This is a genomic window from Halorhodospira sp. 9622, assembly GCF_022228025.1.
In the GTDB taxonomy this organism is placed as follows: Bacteria; Pseudomonadota; Gammaproteobacteria; order Nitrococcales; family Halorhodospiraceae; genus Halorhodospira; species Halorhodospira halophila_A.
In genome coordinates this window covers 18,109-36,075 of sequence record NZ_JAJNRE010000008.1, presented here as the reverse complement: position 1 = coordinate 36,075, position 17,967 = coordinate 18,109, and the positions used below count along the sequence as shown (strand labels likewise).

Annotated in this window: 19 protein-coding genes; 10 read left to right on the top strand and 9 right to left on the bottom strand. The window is 68.5% G+C overall.

Annotated elements, in window-relative coordinates:
- Positions 1-6: 6 nt before the first annotated feature.
- The 3 genes from aroQ to cutA form a co-directional block, all read right to left on the bottom strand.
- The gene (gene aroQ, locus LRG07_RS06245) at positions 7-453 is read right to left on the bottom strand and encodes a type II 3-dehydroquinate dehydratase (protein WP_201173403.1); all 447 of its coding nucleotides are present in this window, start codon (positions 451-453) and stop codon (positions 7-9) included.
- 187 nt (positions 454-640) lie between these two features.
- Positions 641-2,470 carry a protein-disulfide reductase DsbD gene (gene dsbD, locus LRG07_RS06240; RefSeq protein WP_201173408.1) on the bottom strand — a complete coding sequence of 610 codons (1,830 nt, stop codon included), beginning with the start codon at positions 2,468-2,470 and terminating at the stop codon, positions 641-643.
- A gap of 14 nt (positions 2,471-2,484) precedes the next feature.
- On the bottom strand, positions 2,485-2,805 hold the full coding sequence (gene cutA, locus LRG07_RS06235) for a divalent-cation tolerance protein CutA (protein ID WP_238641993.1): 321 nt from the start codon (positions 2,803-2,805) through the stop codon (positions 2,485-2,487).
- A 234-nt stretch (positions 2,806-3,039) separates the two neighbouring features.
- On the opposite strand from cutA, the gene groES reads away from it, so the two are divergent.
- The 3 genes from groES (at position 3,040) to LRG07_RS06220 (ending at position 6,187) form a co-directional block, all read left to right on the top strand.
- On the top strand, positions 3,040-3,330 hold the full coding sequence (gene groES / locus LRG07_RS06230; protein ID WP_201173410.1) for a co-chaperone GroES: 291 nt from the start codon (positions 3,040-3,042) through the stop codon (positions 3,328-3,330).
- 75 nt (positions 3,331-3,405) lie between these two features.
- Positions 3,406-5,058, top strand: coding sequence for a chaperonin GroEL (groL, locus tag LRG07_RS06225; protein ID WP_201173411.1), 1,653 nt, complete (start codon positions 3,406-3,408; stop codon positions 5,056-5,058).
- Between the two features lie 163 nt (positions 5,059-5,221).
- Entirely contained in the window at positions 5,222-6,187 is a 966-nt protein-coding gene (locus LRG07_RS06220; protein WP_238641992.1) for a lysophospholipid acyltransferase family protein, read from the top strand.
- Here the strand turns inward: LRG07_RS06220 and folK are convergent.
- Complete coding sequence (folK, locus tag LRG07_RS06215; RefSeq protein ID WP_201173417.1) at positions 6,184-6,672, bottom strand: 2-amino-4-hydroxy-6-hydroxymethyldihydropteridine diphosphokinase; 489 nt, start codon at positions 6,670-6,672, stop codon at positions 6,184-6,186. The genes LRG07_RS06220 and folK overlap by 4 nt on opposite strands.
- The gene (gene folB / locus LRG07_RS06210) at positions 6,669-7,025 is read right to left on the bottom strand and encodes a dihydroneopterin aldolase (protein ID WP_201173425.1); all 357 of its coding nucleotides are present in this window, start codon (positions 7,023-7,025) and stop codon (positions 6,669-6,671) included. The genes folK and folB overlap by 4 nt, the downstream gene beginning before the upstream one ends.
- Before the next feature lie 152 nt (positions 7,026-7,177).
- On the opposite strand from folB, the gene LRG07_RS06205 reads away from it, so the two are divergent.
- The 7 genes from LRG07_RS06205 (at position 7,178) to LRG07_RS06175 (ending at position 15,227) form a co-directional block, all read left to right on the top strand.
- Positions 7,178-7,747 carry an isoprenylcysteine carboxylmethyltransferase family protein gene (locus LRG07_RS06205; RefSeq protein ID WP_238635020.1) on the top strand — a complete coding sequence of 190 codons (570 nt, stop codon included), beginning with the start codon at positions 7,178-7,180 and terminating at the stop codon, positions 7,745-7,747.
- A 13-nt stretch (positions 7,748-7,760) separates the two neighbouring features.
- Positions 7,761-8,444, top strand: a complete 684-nt coding sequence (locus LRG07_RS06200; protein ID WP_238641991.1) for a hypothetical protein — start codon at positions 7,761-7,763, stop codon at positions 8,442-8,444.
- A gap of 39 nt (positions 8,445-8,483) precedes the next feature.
- Positions 8,484-11,339, top strand: coding sequence for a bifunctional [glutamate--ammonia ligase]-adenylyl-L-tyrosine phosphorylase/[glutamate--ammonia-ligase] adenylyltransferase (glnE, locus tag LRG07_RS06195; protein WP_238641990.1), 2,856 nt, complete (start codon positions 8,484-8,486; stop codon positions 11,337-11,339).
- Positions 11,340-11,439: 100 nt separating this feature from the next.
- On the top strand, positions 11,440-12,360 hold the full coding sequence (locus tag LRG07_RS06190; RefSeq protein ID WP_201173433.1) for a branched-chain amino acid transaminase: 921 nt from the start codon (positions 11,440-11,442) through the stop codon (positions 12,358-12,360).
- A gap of 20 nt (positions 12,361-12,380) precedes the next feature.
- Positions 12,381-12,980: an adenylyl-sulfate kinase gene (gene cysC / locus LRG07_RS06185; RefSeq protein WP_201241392.1), complete on the top strand. Its 600-nt coding sequence runs from the start codon at positions 12,381-12,383 to the stop codon at positions 12,978-12,980.
- A 4-nt stretch (positions 12,981-12,984) separates the two neighbouring features.
- Positions 12,985-14,751, top strand: a complete 1,767-nt coding sequence (locus LRG07_RS06180) for an SLC13 family permease (RefSeq protein WP_201173435.1) — start codon at positions 12,985-12,987, stop codon at positions 14,749-14,751.
- Between the two features lie 62 nt (positions 14,752-14,813).
- Positions 14,814-15,227, top strand: coding sequence for a hypothetical protein (locus LRG07_RS06175; RefSeq protein WP_238641989.1), 414 nt, complete (start codon positions 14,814-14,816; stop codon positions 15,225-15,227).
- Positions 15,228-15,431: 204 nt separating this feature from the next.
- Here LRG07_RS06175 and csx17 read toward each other — a convergent pair whose 3' ends face one another.
- Genes csx17 through LRG07_RS06155 form a run of 4 tightly spaced genes read right to left on the bottom strand, consistent with a single transcriptional unit; the run spans position 15,432 to position 17,830 of the window.
- Positions 15,432-16,460 carry a type I-U CRISPR-associated protein Csx17 gene (gene csx17, locus LRG07_RS06170; protein WP_238641988.1) on the bottom strand — a complete coding sequence of 343 codons (1,029 nt, stop codon included), beginning with the start codon at positions 16,458-16,460 and terminating at the stop codon, positions 15,432-15,434.
- A complete protein-coding gene (locus tag LRG07_RS06165) occupies positions 16,453-16,974 on the bottom strand; it encodes a nucleotidyl transferase AbiEii/AbiGii toxin family protein (RefSeq protein WP_238641987.1) in 522 nt (173 codons plus the stop codon). Before LRG07_RS06165 ends, csx17 begins: the two co-directional genes overlap by 8 nt.
- Entirely contained in the window at positions 16,971-17,567 is a 597-nt protein-coding gene (locus tag LRG07_RS06160; protein WP_238641986.1) for a hypothetical protein, read from the bottom strand. The genes LRG07_RS06165 and LRG07_RS06160 overlap by 4 nt, the downstream gene beginning before the upstream one ends.
- A 23-nt stretch (positions 17,568-17,590) precedes the next feature.
- Positions 17,591-17,830, bottom strand: a complete 240-nt coding sequence (locus LRG07_RS06155; protein WP_201173441.1) for a hypothetical protein — start codon at positions 17,828-17,830, stop codon at positions 17,591-17,593.
- Positions 17,831-17,967 lie beyond the last annotated feature (137 nt).

The following is a 17,967-nucleotide window of genomic DNA, read 5'->3' as shown; positions in this document are numbered from 1 at the left end:
CTGTATTCAGGCCTGCCCGCCCATGCGCCGGATGGCTGCACGGACCGCAAATTCATAGCCGTCCGCGCCGAGGCCGGTGACCACCCCCTCGGCGATGTCGGACAGAAAAGAGTGTTGCCGGAACGCCTCGCGGGCGTGGACGTTGCTCAAGTGCACCTCGATGAACGGCAGCGCGACAGCGAGCAGCGCGTCGCGCAGACCGACGCTGGTGTGCGTGAGGGCCGCGGGATTGATGACGATGAACTCGACGCCCTCGTCCGCCGCGGCGTGGATTCGATCGATGAGCTCGCCCTCGTGATTGGACTGGGCGCTGTGCAGCTGTACATCGGCCGCATCGCAGATGGACCGCAAGCGGGTTTCGATGTCCTGAAGCGTCAGCCGTCCGTAGCGTTCCGGCTCGCGGGTTCCCAGCCGATTCAGATTGGGCCCGTGGATTAACAGCAGCTTAGGCATCTGACGCGCTCACCCGACTCGCACCGTCCGCGATTCTGACTGAGCGCCGAAAGATTGTCCAGTTTTACGGCGATCGCAACACATTCGCCGCCGTTTCCCCGGGGATGGCTGCGACGTATTGCCCGCGCCGACCGGCGCTGAACCCTGCCGGCCGGCGCGGATTCCAAAGGAGCCGCGGGCCGGCCGATCAGCCGCCGAAGGCTTCGCGGGTGCGCTCAGCGAACGCCTCGGCATCCTTGAAGCCGGCCACCCGATGCTCCGAGCGCTCCTCGCCCTCGCCGTCATAGAAGAGGATGGCCGGAGGCAGATAGACGCCGTACGCCTCCATCAGCTCGCGGTCCGCGTCGCTCATGTCGGTGACGTCGATGCGCACCTTCTCGGCGCCCTCAAGGGCCTCCTGCACCCGCTCATCCGGGAGCGTGCGTTCCTCGAGCTGGACACAGTAGACGCACCACTCGGCCGAGAAGTCGATGACCACCGGCCGGCCATCCTCGCGGGCCTCGGCGAGCAGCGCCTCGAGTTCGTCGAGGGTCTCGACGTGGTGCCACTCCTCCAGCACGCGAGCCCGGGCCTGGGCGTACGGATCGCCGGTGATCCCGACCCAGGGCCGCAGCGGATCGCCGGCACCGGTAGCCGCCCCCAGGACCTGCGCCCCGCCGGCCACCGCCAGCAGAACGGCCAGCGTGGCCCCCGCCGCCCGGATGGGCAGCGAACCGCCCCCACCACGGCTGCGCAGCAGGCGCCAGACGAGCCACGCGGCGGCGGCCAGCAGCAGCGCCGCCCAGCCGGCCAGCACCAGCCAGTCCGGCATCAGACGGGCGGACATCCACCAGGCCACCCCCAGGAAGATGAAGCCGAAGACCTGCTTGACCGACTCCATCCACGGCCCGGAGCGCGGCATCCAGCGCCCCGCGGCCGTGCCCACGGCCAGCAGCGGTGCCCCCATACCCAGCGCCATGACATAGAGCGCCCCGGCACCGAGGACCACCTCGCCGGTGTTGCCGATGAACGCCAGCGCGGCTACCAGTGCCGGCCCTGAGCACGCGCCGACAATCAGCGTGGAGAGCACACCCATGGCCGCCACTCCGGCCGTCTGCCCGCCCGGCAACCGGCTGGAAGCGGCCTGCAGCCGGCCCTGGACCGAGGCCGGCATCTGCAGGTTGTAAAGCCCGAACATGGCCAGCGCCAGGGCGACGAACAAGGCACTGAAGGCCACCGTCACCACCGGCCCCTGCAGGTCGGCCTGGATGGCGCGCCCGGAGAGCCCGGCCAGGGCGCCGGCCAGCGCGTAGGTAATCGCCATGCCTTGGACGTAGACGAAGGACAACCAAAGCGCGCGCCCGGTACCGGGCCGGCCTCCGCCGGGCTGACTGCCGACGATCAGCCCCGAGAGGATCGGGATCATCGGGTAGATGCAGGCGGTGAAGGCGAGCAGCAGCCCGGCGACGAAGAATCCCCCGAGGATGGCCCAGAGGTTGCCGCCGCCGAGCAGCGCCTGCAGGTCCCCCATGGGCCCCTGACCACTGCCGGCCCCGCCGGCGGGGCCGCCGGAGCCATCACTGTACTGCACGGCACCGGAGCCGAGGTCGGCCTCCAGGCTGCTTGGCGGGTAGCAGAGGGAATCGGGCTCGTTGCAACCCTGGAACTCGGCGTAGAGCTGCGCCCCCTCGCCGATCGGCTCCGCGGTCTCCAGGTGCACCTGCAGCGTGCCCCGGTAGATGACCACATCGCCGAAGAACTCGTCGGAGAACGACTCGCCGCTCGGGTACGCGACCTCGACGATCTCGTTATCACCGTCGCGCAACTCGAAGTCGAAGGCGTGGCGGTAGAGGTAGTGGTCCTCAGCCACGTCCCAGCGTGCGACCAGGCGATCCTCGCCCACCTGTTCGACGGTGAACGGGAAGATCTCCTGCTGATCCACCATTCCCTGTGCCGGGGCGGCCGCAATCAGCAGACCCAGCGCCAGCCACAGCGCCGCGATCAGACCGCCTCGGTCGTAACGCATCCTGCCCTTCATCGGCTTACACCCTCCTACCGGGTTTCATCGCGTATCCAGTCCAGGAAGCCTGCCAGGCCCTTTTCGATGCCGACCGCGATGACCTCTGGAAGTTCATACGGATGCCGCTCCATAAGCATCCCCTCCAATCGGGTGTAGGCAAAATCCGATGTCTTGATCACCAACAGGCACTCGGTCTCCGCCTGCGCCTCTCCCTCCCAGTAGAAGACGGAGGTCACCCCCGGGACGATGTTGACGCAGGCGGCCAGCCGCGCCTCCACTACCTCGCCGGCGAGCCGGCGGGCGGTCTCCTCATCGGGGCAGGTGCACAGGACGACCAGTTCTCGACTCGACATGGCTGCACCTCCTCGGTCGTTGAACAGGGGTTGAATTCTACCATCGGCGTCCTCATCCACCGGGTACCGGCAGGGAACGTCACCCGAAGCAGGTGTCGGAAGCCCTTGACGGAGAAGAACCGAACGATATGATTAGCACTCACGGTTACCGAGTGCTAACAGCTAGCAGGCCGCGGGAAGCGCGGCGAACCAGATCCCAGAGTCCACGACCAAAGAGAGAGGGAGAGAGGACCGATGAGCATCCGTCCCCTGCACGACCGAGTGGTCATCCAGCGCCTTGAAGAAGAGCGCACTTCCCCGGGCGGCATCGTCATCCCGGACACCGCGGCCGAGAAGCCGATGAAGGGCAAGGTCATCGCTGTCGGCAACGGCAAGATGCTCGACAACGGCGAGCGTCGCCCCGTCGAGGTGAACGTCGGCGACCAGGTCCTGTTCGGCAAGTACGCCGGCACCGAGGTCAAGATCGACGGCCAGGATTACCTGGTGATGCGCGAGGACGACATCATGGCCGTCTTCGAGGGCTGACGCAGCGCCGACTTCCAACGCGCAGCGAGCCAGACACCCGAGACCCGAACACCGAATCGAGCAGAGGAGCCAACCATGGCTGCGAAGGAAATCCGTTTCTCCGATGATGCGCGCCAGCGCATGATGAGCGGCGTCAACCAGCTGGCCAACGCCGTCAAGGTCACCCTCGGCCCGCGCGGCCGTAACGCCGTCCTCGAGAAGAGCTTCGGCGCCCCCACCGTCACCAAGGACGGCGTCTCCGTCGCCAAGGAGATCGAGCTCGAAGACCACTTCGAGAACATGGGCGCGCAGATGCTCAAGGAGGTCTCCTCGCAGACCTCGGACGTCGCCGGTGACGGCACCACCACCGCGACCGTCCTGGCCCAGGCCATCCTGCGCGAGGGCATGAAGTCCCTGGCCGCGGGCATGAGCCCGATGGAGCTGAAGAAGGGCATCGAGAAGGCCACCGAGACGGCCTCCAACTACCTGGCCAACGAGCTGTCCAAGCCCTGCGAGGACGACAACTCCATCGCCCAGGTCGGCACCATCTCCGCGAACTCCGACGAGGCCGTGGGCCGGATCATCGCCGATGCCATGGGCAAGGTCGGCAAGGAAGGCGTGATCACCGTCGAGGAGGGCTCCGGCCTGGAGAACGAGCTGGATGTCGTCGAGGGCATGCAGTTCGACCGCGGCTACCTCTCCCCCTACTTCGTCACCGATCAGCAGACGATGAAGGCGGAGCTCGAGGACGCGGCGATCCTGCTCCACGACAAGAAGATCTCCAACATCCGCGATCTGCTGCCGCTGCTCGAGGGCGTGGCCAAGCAGAACCGGCCGCTGCTGATCATCGCCGAGGAGGTTGAGGGCGAGGCCCTGGCCACGCTGGTGGTCAACAACCTGCGCGGCATCGTCAAGGTCGCCGCGGTCAAGGCGCCCGGCTTCGGTGACCGCCGCAAGGCCATGCTCCAGGACATCGCCATCCTCACCGGCGGCACGGTCATCTCCGACGAGGTCGGCATGACCCTGGAGAACGCCACGGTCGACGACCTGGGCACCGCCAAGAAGGTGCAGATCTCCAAGGAGGAGACCACCATCGTCGGCGGCGCCGGCCGTCACGACGACATCATGGCCCGCGTCGAGCAGATCCGTGCGCAGATGGAGGAGTCCACCTCCGACTACGACAAGGAGAAGCTCCAGGAGCGCGTGGCCAAGCTGGTCGGTGGCGTTGCCGTGATCAAGGTCGGCGCGGCCACCGAGGTCGAGATGAAGGAGAAGAAGGCCCGCGTCGAGGACGCCCTGCACGCCACCCGCGCTGCGGTGGAAGAGGGCATCGTCCCCGGTGGTGGCACGGCCCTGATCCGCGCCCTGGCCGCCCTCGAGGGCCTGAGCGGCGCCAACGAGGAGCAGACCCAGGGCGTCGCGCTGGTCCGCCGTGCCATGGAGGAGCCGCTGCGCCAGCTGGTGACCAACGCCGGCGAGGACGCCTCCGTGATCGTCAACAAGGTCAAGGAGGGCAGCGGCAACCAGGGCTACAACGTCGCCACCGGCGAGTACGTGGACCTGGTGCAGGCCGGTGTCCTCGACCCGACCAAGGTCACCCGCTCGGCCCTGCAGAACGCTGCCTCCGTGGCCGCGCTGATGCTGACCACCGAGGCCATGGTCGCCGACCTGCCGAAGAAGGACGACGAAGGCGGTGGCGGCGACATGGGTGGCATGGGCGGCATGGGGGGCATGGGCGGCATGATGTAAGCCGTCCGGTTCCCGGCGCCCTGACGCCGCAACCGAACCCCCGTCGGGCCTCGCCCGGCGGGGGTTTTTTCATGGCTACGGGGGCAGCTTGCGAGCCGGCCGCCAGCGGCCCAAACTACGCCCCGAGCCGCCCCATTCACCCGCAAAGAGCACGAATCCGCTGGTGAGCGATAAGAAAAAACGCCGCAAGGGCCGGAAGAAGAAACCGCCGACCCAGATCTATCACCCCGCGTACTGGCCGACCTGGCTGGGACTCGGTCTGCTGCGCCTGCTGGCGCTGCTGCCCATCCCGCTGATCGGCCGGCTCGGGGACGGGCTCGGCATGCTGCTCTGGGCGGTCGTGCCGAGCCGGCGTCACATCGTGCGCACCAATCTGGGCCTGGCCTTCCCAGAGCTGGGCACACGGGGACGGCGCCGCCTGGAGCGAGCACACTTCCGCTCGGCGGCCCGCGGCATGCTGGAGGGCGCACTGGCCTGGTGGGCACCCATCAACCGCCTGGCGCCCTACTACACCATCGATGGCCTGGAGCACCTAGAAGCGGCCCGGGAGCACGGTCGCGGGGTTATCCTGCTGGGGCCGCACTACACCAGCGTAGAGATGTGCGGGAAGATCATCGGTGCCCACGTGGCAGATTTCTACCCGGTCTACAAGCCGGCCAAGGACCGCGCCTTCAACGCCGCCATGGTGCGCGCGCGCCGCACCGGCGTGGTCGATGTGCTGCCCAATACCGACATGCGTCGCATCCTGCGCGTGCTGCGTGAAGGCAACGTCGTCTTCTACGCCCCGGACCAGGACTTCGGCCGCCAGGGTTCGGTCTTCGCGCCGTTCATGGGCGTCGAGACCAGCACCCTAACCATGACCGCGCGCCTGGCGCGGAGCACCGGCGCCCGGGTGGTGCCGCTGCACTGCCGGCGCCTGGCCGGCAACCGCTGGCACGTCTTCCTGGAGCCGGCGCTGGAGCCGTTCCCGACGGGCGACGACGTCGCTGACGCCACGCGGATCAATTCGGTCATCGAGGCTCAGGTGCGCGACGCCCCGGAGCAGTACCTGTGGCTGCACCGCCGTTTCAAGACGCGCCCCGACCCGGACGCCCCCAACCCGTACGCCCGCGCCGGGCGCAGGGACTAGTCGGCCAGGGGCACGGAACGACGGATGGAGGGGTGGCCGGTGAAACCGGCCCAGAGATCGCGGAAGCACTCCCCGTTGACCGGGTGCCGGGCCTCGGGGGCCAGCTCGGCCAGGGGGCGGAGGACAAAATCGAAGCGGAGGATCTCATCCCGGGGCAGGGTCACCGGATCGCCCTCGAGGACTGCATCCCCCCACAGCAGCAGATCCAGATCCAAGGTCCGCGCGGAGAACTTCTCGCCGGCCCGATGCCGGCCGTGGGCATCCTCCAACTCGCGCAGGGTATCCAGGACGTTCTCCAGCGGCTCCTCGGCCCGGAAGCTCGCCACCAGATTGTAGAAGTCCTCGCCCTCGAAACCCACCGCTGCGGTCTCGTAGACGGTGGAGAACACCATGTCCGGCCAGCGCGTGCGCAGCTCCGCCATGGCGGAGCGGATGTTGCGGTCGCGGTCGATGTTACTGCCGATGCTCAGATACGCCTGTCTCAAATCCGCTCGCCTCGCTCGATGGTCACGCCCACATCGTCCGCGCCGCGCAGCGCGCCGGGCTTGCTCACCGAAAGCCGCAGCCACGCCACGCCGAATTCGTCGCGAACGATCTTCGCCACTTCCTCGGCCAGCGTCTCCACGAGCAGGAACTCACTCTCCCCGACGAACCCAATGATCCGCTTGCCGATGGCCTTGTAGTCGAGGGCGTCGTCGATGGAGTCGGTCGCTGCAGCCCGGGCGATATCGGCGGACATCTCTAGGTCGATGCGCACCCGCTGGTGGATGCGCCGCTCCCACTCAAAGATGCCGATAACGGTCTCGACCTGCAGGCCGCGAATGAAGACGGTATCCATGGCCGCCCAGTCTCCGTCCGCAGCTGGCAAGTTGCAAGCCGGCCCGCCGGGGCGCTCCCAGCAACAACCCGCAGCAGGCAGTTCCGGCTAGAAGCCACCCGGCGACGATGGTACGCTTCCGGCCATTTCCGACACCCGGCTGGCAGAAGCGCATGAACCTCCATCCCAAGAGCCTTTACAACTCCGTCGTCCATGAGCGGCACAAGGCGCGCCAGGCGCTCGGCATCCTGCTGCTGATCGTCATCGTCGTCGTCAGCGCCCCCACCGTAGGCTGGCTGTACACCCTCGGCGCGATCATCGCCGGTGCCGGCATCCTCTTCCGCCTGTGGGCGGCCGGCTACCTGAGCAAGGACAAGGAACTGGCCCAGGACGGCCCCTACGCCCTGGTCCGCCACCCGCTGTACGTGGGCAACTTTCTGATCATCGGCGGCTTCCTCATGGCTGGCCAGGTCCTGTGGCTGGTTCCGGTCGCCCTCGCCTTCGCCATCCTCTACTACCCGCCGGCGATCCAGAAGGAAGACGCCAAGCTGCGCAAGAAATTCCCCGAGCAGTGGGAGCCGTGGCATGCCAAGACCTCGGCGCTGATCCCCAATCTCAACCCGGATCGCCCGCTGAACGTCACCAGCTGGTCGTTCCGGCAGAGCCTCCAGCCCAATGGCGAGCCGATCATCGCCACGCTGCTGACCATCGGCCTGATCATCATGGGGCTGCGCCTCGGCTGACAGCCACGCAGCCATGCCCGAGACCGCACCCGACGGCCCCGCCCCGTTCAGCGACCACGACATCGCCGCGCTGCTGCGCAGCGGCGGCGATGTCCCCCGGGGCACCACGGCCAATCAGAGCCAGGTCCACGTCTTCGCGGACCACGACCCGCCGCTGGTGATCAAGACACCTCGACCCGGACTGGCGTATGCGGCCAGCCGCTGGGCGATCCGCCGCGAATACCGCATCTACCAGCGCCTGGCGGGCGTACCCGGCATCGCCCACTGCTACGGCCTGTACGCAGGTGCGTGGCTGGTCCTGGCGTACCAGCCGGGGTGGAAGATCCGCTTTCCCTACGTGCGCACACCGGATGCTGCCACCCCACACCCCGCGGTGGTCGGCCTGCGCCGGACCATCGCCGGCATGCACGCGCGCGGCGTGGCCCACGCCGATCTCAAGCGCCACGACAACATCATCCTCACCCCAGAGCACGAGGCGGTGGTGATCGACTTCGGCACCGCCCTGCTGCGCGACCCGGATCGCCGCGGCGGGCCGCTGTGGCGCTGGGCGGCGCAGCAGGACTGGAACGCCTGGGCCCGCTACGGATGGGGCAAGGATCCGGCCCGCATGCCCCCCGCCGTCGCCCGGCTGCAGCGACGAACGGTCATCGAGCGCGTGGCCAAGGGGCTGCGCCAGCTGGGCCGCCTGGGCCGCTGAGACTGGACACCGCCCCGCCCCGGCGCCGAAACTGCGGGCATGGATGCCCTACCCGCCGCCCTTGAAGAGATCGCCGAGCGCCACCTGGCCACCCTGCACGAGGCCGGGGCGGTGCCCGACGACGAACGCATCACCGCCAGCCTGCCCCGGGTCGTCGCCGCCAGTGACTTCGTCGCCCAGGCCGTCGCCGAACGGCAGCCGGAGCTGCTCCACGACCTGGCCGAAAGCGGCGACCTATTCACCGCTTACGGCGAGAGCGGACACCGGCAGCGCCTGCGCCCATGCCTCGACGCCGCCACCGAAGAGGCCGAGCTCTACCGCGCCCTGCGTCGCTTCCGGCGCCGCGAGATGGTGCGCATCGCCTACCGCAGCCTGGCCGGCTGGACCGGGCTGGAAGAGACCCTGGAGGAGACCAGCGACCTGGCCGAGGCGTGCATCGATCTGACCCTCGGCTGGCTCCACCGCGCCCTGGCCGAGCGCTGGGGCACGCCGCGCGGACCCGACGGTGAACCCCAGCACCTGGTGGTGCTGGGCATGGGCAAGCTCGGCGGCCGTGAGCTGAACTTCTCCTCGGACATCGATCTGATCTTCGCCTTCCCCGAGACCGGAGAGACCGATGGCGACCGGCGGCGCAGCAACGACGAGTTCTTCGTCAAGCTCGGCCGACAGCTGATCGGCGCGCTCAGCGAGATCACCCCCGACGGACAGCCCTACCGCGTCGACATGCGCCTGCGCCCCAACGGCGACGCCGGCCCGCTGGCCCTACCTTTCTCCGCCGTCGAGACCTACTACGAAAGCCAAGGGCGGGAGTGGGAGCGCTACGCCATGATCAAGGCGCGCTGCGTCGGTGGGGATTACACCGCCGGCGACGAGCTGACGCGCAGCCTGCGCCCCTTCGTCTATCGCCGCTACCTCGACTACGGGGCCCTCGAGCAGATCCGCGAGATGAAGGGCATGATCGCCCGCGAGGTGCAGCGGCGCGGGACGGCACGCAACATCAAGACCGGCCTGGGCGGCATCCGCGAGGTGGAGTTCGTTACCCAGGCCTTCCAGCTGATCCGCGGCGGCCGCGATCCGGCGCTGCGCTCGCGGCGGCTGATGACCACCCTCGAGACCATCGCCGATCAGCAGCTGCTGCCCGAGCACGCGGTCGAGGAGCTGCGCGGCGGCTACCGGTTCCTGCGCCGGGTCGAAAACGCCGTGCAGATGCTCGCCGACGAGCAGAGCCACACCGTGCCCGAGGACCCCATCGGCCGTACCCGGGTGGCGCTGGCCGCCGGTTACGACGACGCCGACACCTTTGAGGCGGAGCTCGAAACGACCCGGCGGCACATCCACGACCACTTCGACCAAGTCTTCGCCGCCCCGCAGGCCGAGGACGCCGAGGGCGACGAGGACCCCGCCGAGTTGCTGTGGAACGGCCACCTGGACCCCGATGAGGCCGCCGAACGGCTTCACGGTCTTGGCTTCCCCGAGCCCGGACACCTCGCCCGACGCCTTGAGCGCCTTCGCGAGGGCGCCGAGGTGCGCGCGCTGTCGGCCCGCGGCCGCCACCGCCTGGACCGGTTGATGCCCCTGGTGATCAACGCCTGCGTGCGCGCCCGCCGCCCGGATCTGGCCCTGGAGCGGATCCTCGACCTGATCGAGACCGTGGCACGCCGCACCGCCTACCTGGCCCTGCTGGTCGAGCACCCCATGGCGCTCTCGCAGCTGGTCCAGCTCTGCGACGCCTCGGCGTGGGTGGCGCGCTTCCTGGCGGCACACCCGCTGCTGCTCGACGAACTCCTCGACCCCCGCACCCTCTACGAGCCCCTCGGGCGCGAAGCCTTGGAAGCGGACCTCGACGCCCGGCTGCGGCGTGTCGCCGAGGACGATCTTGAGCAGCAGATGGAGGCGCTGCGCCAGTTCAAACAGGCCAACCAACTCAAGGTGGCGGCCGCCGATGTCTCCGGCGCCGCACCGCTGATGGTGGTCAGCGACTACCTCACCCAGATCGCCGAGACCGCCTTGGAGCGAGCGGTATCCATCTGCCGCGCCCACCTGGTCCACCGCCACGGCCGGCCCATGTGCACCGATGACGGCAAGCGCCGCGAGGCCGGGTTCGCCGTGGCCGGCTACGGCAAGCTCGGCGGCCTGGAGCTGGGCTACGGATCCGATCTGGATCTGGTCTTCCTCCACGACAGCCGCGGCGAGGCGCAGCATACCGACGGCGAGCGGTCCATCGACAACCAGGTCTTTTTCGCCCGGTTGGCCCAGCGCGTGGTCCACGTCCTCAACACCGTCACCCCCGGGGGCATCGTCTACGAGGTCGACACCCGACTGCGCCCGTCGGGCAATGCCGGACTGATGAGCACCACCCTGGACGCCTTCCGCCAGTATCAGCACGAGGGTGCCTGGACGTGGGAGCACCAGGCCCTGGTGCGGGCCCGCGGCGTCGCCGGCGACCCCGGACCACGCGAGGCGTTCGAGCGGATCCGCGCCGAGGTGCTCTGCCAGGGACGCGACACGGCGGCGTTGCGCGAGGCCGTCGCCGGCATGCGCGAGCGCCAGCGCAAGGAGAAAGGCAGTCGCCGCGCCGGGCGCTTCGACCTCAAGAACGACCGCGGCGGGCTGACCGATATCGAGTTCATCGTCCAGTACGGCGTCCTCGACGCCGCCCACGACCACCCAGAGCTGACCCGCTACCCGGACAACATCCGCTTGCTGCGCGAGCTCGCCCGGGCCGGTCGGCTGGACGAGGCGGACGCCAACCGCCTGGCCGGCGCCTACCGCGCTTACCGGCGCCGAGTCCACCAGCTCGCCCTGCAGGATCTGGACGCCGCGGTCGACAGCGAGGAGCTCGCCGACGAGCGCGCGGCGGTCACCGCGATCTGGGAGCGGATCATGGAGGGTTAAAGGCGCCTTCGCGCCGGCAGCGGGCGGCATCGGCCGGGCAAGTATGGCAAACTGCGGCGCTGCACCCAGGTCCCGATGACTACCGACGGAGATTCATTCCATGTCCTTCGCCGATCGCGACGGTTCCATCTGGCTCGATGGTGAGATGCTGCCCTGGCGCGAGGCCCGGGTCCACTGCCTGACCCACACCCTGCACTACGGCATGGGCGTCTTCGAGGGGCTGCGGGCCTACACCACCGATCAGGGGCCGGCGATCTTCCGCCTGCACGAGCACACCCGGCGGCTTTTCAACTCCGCCAAGATCCTCGGCATGGAGATCGCCCACACGCCCGAGACGATCAACCAGGCATGCATCGACGCGGTCCGCCGCAACGGCCTGAGCAGCGCCTACATCCGGCCCATGTCGTTCTACGGCTCCGAGGGCATGGGGCTGCACGCCGACGGCCTGCGGACCCACACCATGGTGGCGGCCTGGCACTGGGGTGCCTACCTCGGCGACGAGAGCCGGGAGCGGGGCATCCGCGTCCAGACCAGCTCCTTCACCCGCCACCACGTGAACATCGCCATGTGCCGGGCCAAGGCCAACGGCAACTACATGAACTCGATGCTCGCCGTGCAGGAGGCCGCCCGGGCCGGCTGCGACGAGGCGCTGCTGCTCGACGTGGACGGCTTCGTCTGCGAGGGCTCCGGCGAGAACTTCTTCATGGTCCGCGACGGCGTGCTCCACACCCCGGCGCTCACCTCGGCGCTTGAGGGCATCACCCGGGACACCATCCTGCGCCTGGCCGCCGAGGAGGGCATCGAGGTGCGCGAGCGGCGGATCACCCGCGACGAGGTCTACATCGCCGACGAGGCCTTCTTCACCGGTACCGCCGCCGAGGTCACGCCGATCCGCGAGCTCGACGGCCGCACCATCGGCCCCGGGCACCGCGGACCGATCACCGAGCGGCTGCAGTCGCGCTACTTCGCGGCGGTGGAGGGACGCGACCCGGCGCACACCGACTGGCTCACCTTCGTCTGAGCCTGGCAGCGGTCACCGCCATGCCGGAACAGCCGCACTTTGTCTGGCACCAGACCCGCATCCGCCCCGAGGACCGCGCCGCGGCCCTCGGGCAACGGCCCGTGGCGGTCTGGCTGACCGGCCTCTCCGGCTCCGGCAAGTCGACCCTGGCCAACGCCCTGGAGCACGCCCTGCATGAGCGGGGGCGCCACAGCTTCCTGCTCGACGGCGACAACATCCGTCACGGGCTCAATCGGGACCTGGACCTCTCCGCCGCCGGGCGGCAGGAGAACATCCGCCGCATCGGCGAGGTCACCCGCTTGCTGCTCGATGCCGGCCTGATCGTGATCACCGCCTTCATATCGCCTTATCGCGAGGACCGCGCCCGGGTGCGCGAGGCCATCGGCGCCGAACGCTTCCTGGAGGTCCACGTCCGCGCCCCGCTGGCCACCTGCGAGCAGCGCGACCCCAAGGGCCTCTACGCCCGCGCGCGGCGCGGCGAGCTCCAGGGGATGACCGGCATCGACGACCCCTACGAGGCGCCGGACGACCCGGACCTGATCATCGACACCGACCGGGACAGCGTCGAGACCGCCACCGAACACCTCCTGCAGGCCCTCCAGCAGCGCGGGGCGATCTAGCGCCATGGGCTGGGAGGCGTACCTGACGGCCGCCGTCGTCGTCGCCCTGCTGACCACCCTAATCACAACGCGCCTGGCTCCGGACATGGCCTTCCTCGGGGCGGTGACCGTGCTCCTGGTCAGCGGCGTGATCGGGCCCAGGGAGGCCTTCGAGGGCCTCTCCAACCCCGGCGTGCTCACCGTGGCCGCGCTCTACGTGGTGGTGGCCGGCATCCGCGAGACCGGCGGGGTCCAGTGGGTCAGCACCCGCCTGCTGGGTCGCCCGCGCTCCCTGCTCGATGCCCAGCGCCGGCTGACCCTGCCGGTGGCCGGCTTCTCCGCGTTCCTCAACAACACCCCGGTGGTGGCCATGCTCATCCCGGCGGTGGGGGATTGGGCACGCAAGCACAACCTCGCCGAGTCGAAACTCCTCCTGCCGCTGTCCTACGCCGCCATGCTCGGCGGCACCTGCACGCTCATCGGCACCAGCACCAACCTGGTGGTCAACGGCGCGCTGGAGCAACGCACCGGCGAGGGGCTGATGCTCTTCGAACTCGCTTGGGTCGGCATCCCGGTGCTGATCGTCGGGCTGGCCTTTATGTTCGCCACCAGCCGCTGGCTGCTCCCGGATCGCCGACCGGCGGCGGAGACCCTCGAAGATCCGCGCGAGTACACGGTCGAGATGATCGTCGAGCCCAGCGGGCCGCTGGTCGGCCGGACCATCGAACGGGCCGGGTTGCGCCATCTGCCCGGCTGCTACCTGATGGAGATCGACCGCGGCGGCGAGATCCTGCCCGCGGTCTCGCCCCGGGAGAAGCTGCGCGCCGGCGACCGCCTGGTCTTCGTCGGCGTGGTGGACTCGGTGGTGGAGCTGCAGAAGATACGCGGCCTCCAACCGGCCACGGATCAGGTCTTCAAGCTCGACGGCCGCCGCTCCGACCGCCGGCTCGTCGAGGTGGTGGTCTCCGAGACCTGCCCGGTGGCCAACCGGACGGTCCGTGACGGCCGCTTCCGAACCCGCTACGACGCCGTGGTCATTGCCGTCGCCCGCAATGGCGAGCGGGTCGACGGCAAGATCGGTGACATCGTCCTGCGCCCCGGCGACACCCTCCTGATCGAGGCCGGCGAGGGGTTCGTCGAGCGCCAGCGCAACGCCCGCGACTTTCTGCTCGTCCGCGGCATCGAGGGCTCCGCCGTGCCGCGCCACGACCGGGCTTGGCTGGCGCTGGGGATCCTCGGCGTGATGCTCGGGGTCGTCGGCGTCGGATGGCTAAGCATGCTGGAGGGGGCACTGGCTGCCGGCGCCGCGCTGCTGGCCACCCGCTGCATGACGCTCAACGCCGCGCGGCAATCGGTGGACTGGTCCGTGATCCTGACCATCGCCGCCGCTTTCGGCATCGGCGCGGCGATGGACCAGACCGGGCTGGCCGCCGTCATTGCCGGGGGCCTCCTGCAGCTTGCCGGCGAGGTGCCCTGGCTCAACTTGGCAGTTGTCTACCTGGTCACCGTGCTCTTCACCTCCGTGATCACCAACAACGCGGCGGCCGTTCTGATGGTCCCCATCGCCGCGTCCGTCGCCGCGGATCTGAGTGTCAGCGTGGTCCCCTTTGCCGTGGCGATCATGCTAGCCGCCTCGGCGAGCTTCGCCACCCCCATGGGCTACCAGACCAACCTGATGGTTTACGGCCCCGGCGGCTACCACTTTACCGACTACCTGCGCGCCGGCCTGCCGCTGAACCTGGTCACCGGCGCCGTAGCGCTGGCCGTGATCCCGTGGGTGTGGCCCTTCTGAGCCGACCTCACGCCGGCCGCCCTGTCCCAACGCCCGCCGCTCGCTGGTCATATACTGGCCCTATGACCACTCGCAAGATCGGCACCGCTTCGGCCCCTTTGCCGGCGGGCGCCGGTGATGCGGCCCTGCTCAGCGCTTTCAACGATATCCTGGTGCCGGCAGCGGACTGGTTCCAGCCGGATCTGGTGCTGGTCTCGGCCGGCTTCGACGCACACCAGTTCGACCTGGCCCTCAACGCCACCTTCGCCGGCTTCGGCGCCCCGACCGGTGTGGTACAAGGGATCGCCGACCGGCACTGCGAGGGCCGACTGGCCTTTGTGCTGGAGGGGGGCTACCACCTGGAAGCCCTCGCCGACGGCGTCCGGACCGTCCTGGAGGTGCTCGCCGGCGCCCCGCCCCCGATCCCCAGGGAGTGCGGCCTGCAGGAGGTCTCCGAGGCGGCGGCGTTCCATCTGCCGGGCTTCGCGCAGGACTGAATCCGCTCCTGCGCACCGGGTAATTGGCGGGACTCAGAATAGGCTCAATGAGGCCGTGGCTTTCAGCCACGGAATTCAGCCCCCTTGGAGACCCGCATGCTGGGCGCATTACAGCGGTGCCTTGCGAGCGGTCCCGCATACGACACTCTTCCGGGCTGCCCGGGGGATCGCCCACCACTGGACCCCTCGCCCGCCAGAGGCGCGTTAGCGCCCACACCGTCGCGTGGTCGCCGAGGAAAAGAGCAATGTCCCTTCCACTGCGAACAGGTAATCCCAGGGGTTAGTGGTAAGATCCCCGGAGTGCCCCGCGCCCTGGTTTGGGCCTCCAGCCATATCCGGGGCAAACTGACCTGGCAATTGGTCTGTCTGGGCATCCGGGACGCTAGCTCCAAGCAGGGCCGCATCCAGCGCTGTGTCGTGGACTCGCTTGTGCAGGCAATCCACGACCATCTGCCCAAAGCCGAAGAGGTAGCTACCGCTTCCCTCATTGCCGCCCGTCTCGAGCAACGGCGGAAAACGGCGCCAGTCAGCGGTCAGCGTGTAGCACGCATCCAACCACTGCACGAGCTCTTCGGGAAGCTCTGCACGGCAGAGACGCAGTAGCTCCAGCTTGCGATCGTCGCCGGGCTTTTCTGAAAACCCGTACCGCTTCAGTAAGGCACGGACGTCCTGAATAGATTGGCGGAAGAATTCCAGGCGCGCGTCCTCGGTTGCCTCGATCGTTTCTAGGATCTTCCGCGCTCCCGATTCCGCCGACCCGGGGTAGAAGCCCGGACGGGCGCCCCAGGGGGTGAGCAGCGGCGTCGGCCGATATTCCTCCAGAAAGAACCGCTTCAGTTCCTCCGCATCCAGCCGGCTCTCCAGGACGAACTGCTCTTTCTGCCAGCAGCCGCGGGCCTCCGGATCCGCCTGCTCGACGACCAGGCGCAGAATGCCCAGGGCCTTGAGGTAACTCGCCAGAGGGACCGGCGTGCAGCCGGAGAGGACAAGGCTATGCTCCCTCGAGACAGAGATCCCGTCATAACCCGAAGACGGTTCGTTGACACTCCGTGAGGTACTTGCCTCCGTTGTGCTCGCGCGGGGTACAGCGGCCAGGTATTTTGCCGTTTGTTCGAGCTCGATCATGGCTTCCAGACGGCGCCGCGGAGACAGCCGCATGCTCCGCCGGATCTGGGCGCGGCGGGCGCCTTCAAAGGTGGCGGACTCCCAGGGATCTTTCGTATTCCTAGTCATCACCCGGCTCCTGGCGACGCTCCTCGATGATCCATTGCAAGTGCTGGATGTCATCGCGATCCCGGTCCCGATCAGCGATGCGCTTCATAGCGATCAGTGTTTCCGGGGTGACCGCGCGGATCTCAACGCCCGACTCGATGGGGTAACGATCAGCCCGTTGGTACTCGTCCTCGAAGGAGAACGGTTCCGTAACGAATACATCGATGGTGGTTTCAGGGTGGGTATCGCTAAAGAGCGAGAACACCTGCATGTGTTTGTTCTCGATCCAGTCGTCGCGCTGCACCGGGTCCGCAAAGCTTTCCATGGACACAGGCACCCTTGGTCGGTAACCGAGCCCCGCCAGGGCTTGCATAGCGGCTTGGGCATTTTCCGGTGACAGCTCCACGACCAGATCCAAATCCTGCGTCATCCGCGCATAGCCGTGAAGATTGACCGCCACGCCGCCGGCTACCAGAAAGCGAACACCAGCATCATCCAGTGCCCTAACCACGGCAACGATGCTATCTAGCTTCATGCCTCCCCCTCCCGCGCCGACGCGCGCCAGTCGGCGATGCGCAGCAGTGCCTCCAGCCACGCCAGGGCCTTGGCCAGCTCCCGCGCAGCCGCAGCGACGTGGTCCAGATGGTCGGCCAGCGCGACCCCATCCTGGCGGTGGCGGCGGAAGTCCACGGTATCGAGCCACTCCGCCTGCAGGGTGGCGGAGACCCAGATGCTGCGCGACGGGCCGGTCGTGCCCAGATCGCGCCGGAATGCCTCCAGCTGCGCGGTGGTGGGCAGGGCCGGACCCATCAGCTGGACCTCGTCGAACACCCACAGGGCGTCGTTGTGCAGCAGGGCATGGTGGACCGGCCACTGGTAACGGCTCATGCCGTAGCCGCGCATCAGCGCGCGGGAGAGGAGCATGTCCTGGGTGCCCACCAGCACGGCGTCCTGCTCCGGATAGGCCGCCCAAGCCCCGCGGCGCAAATCTGCCTCACCGCCCATCAGCGCATGCACGGCCACCCGATCCGGTTCCCCGGCATCGCCGAGCACGCCCAGGCGGCTGAGCCAGTCCCGGATGTTTCGGGCGGTCTGCTCGACCCGCACCCAACCCCCTGTGGGATCCACATTACCACCCACCGTCACAGGGATTAAGAACGCTTGCCCAGCAACGCAGCGGCTGCGGCGCGCAGGTCGTCCTCGGCGACGCCGAGCTCCTGGATCTCCTCCTTGACCCGCTCCTCTTTCTCCTGCGGGTTCACCGGCGAGAGCAGCAGCCGGCCCTTGCGGGTCACCACCACCTCGAAGTAATCGACATCCGAGAACTGCCCGGCGATCTCCGGCGGCAGGCGCACCTCGTTCCACTCCGTCTTGCGTGCGAGCACGGTCATGACGGCCTCTCCTGTTTCTGACTTGATCCTGCATCAAAACTTGGCACACCGCGCGCCGGCCGGGAAGTCCCCTGAGCCGGGGCACACTTGCTGGGGACACCCTTTCTTCAGACAATATTTATCGTATTGTTGTCTGA

Coding starts and splice junctions, on each gene's coding strand:
- LRG07_RS06175 (WP_238641989.1), top strand. CDS start 14,814: ATGACCACTCGCAAGATCGGCACCGCTTCGGCCCCTTTGCCGGCGGGC.
- groL (WP_201173411.1), top strand. CDS start 3,406: ATGGCTGCGAAGGAAATCCGTTTCTCCGATGATGCGCGCCAGCGCATG.
- aroQ (WP_201173403.1), bottom strand. CDS start 453: ATGCCTAAGCTGCTGTTAATCCACGGGCCCAATCTGAATCGGCTGGGA.
- cutA (WP_238641993.1), bottom strand. CDS start 2,805: ATGTCGAGTCGAGAACTGGTCGTCCTGTGCACCTGCCCCGATGAGGAG.
- dsbD (WP_201173408.1), bottom strand. CDS start 2,470: ATGAAGGGCAGGATGCGTTACGACCGAGGCGGTCTGATCGCGGCGCTG.
- LRG07_RS06180 (WP_201173435.1), top strand. CDS start 12,985: ATGGGCTGGGAGGCGTACCTGACGGCCGCCGTCGTCGTCGCCCTGCTG.
- folB (WP_201173425.1), bottom strand. CDS start 7,025: ATGGATACCGTCTTCATTCGCGGCCTGCAGGTCGAGACCGTTATCGGC.
- LRG07_RS06200 (WP_238641991.1), top strand. CDS start 7,761: ATGCCCGAGACCGCACCCGACGGCCCCGCCCCGTTCAGCGACCACGAC.
- LRG07_RS06155 (WP_201173441.1), bottom strand. CDS start 17,830: ATGACCGTGCTCGCACGCAAGACGGAGTGGAACGAGGTGCGCCTGCCG.
- LRG07_RS06165 (WP_238641987.1), bottom strand. CDS start 16,974: ATGAAGCTAGATAGCATCGTTGCCGTGGTTAGGGCACTGGATGATGCT.
- glnE (WP_238641990.1), top strand. CDS start 8,484: ATGGATGCCCTACCCGCCGCCCTTGAAGAGATCGCCGAGCGCCACCTG.
- groES (WP_201173410.1), top strand. CDS start 3,040: ATGAGCATCCGTCCCCTGCACGACCGAGTGGTCATCCAGCGCCTTGAA.
- cysC (WP_201241392.1), top strand. CDS start 12,381: ATGCCGGAACAGCCGCACTTTGTCTGGCACCAGACCCGCATCCGCCCC.
- csx17 (WP_238641988.1), bottom strand. CDS start 16,460: ATGACTAGGAATACGAAAGATCCCTGGGAGTCCGCCACCTTTGAAGGC.
- LRG07_RS06205 (WP_238635020.1), top strand. CDS start 7,178: ATGAACCTCCATCCCAAGAGCCTTTACAACTCCGTCGTCCATGAGCGG.
- LRG07_RS06190 (WP_201173433.1), top strand. CDS start 11,440: ATGTCCTTCGCCGATCGCGACGGTTCCATCTGGCTCGATGGTGAGATG.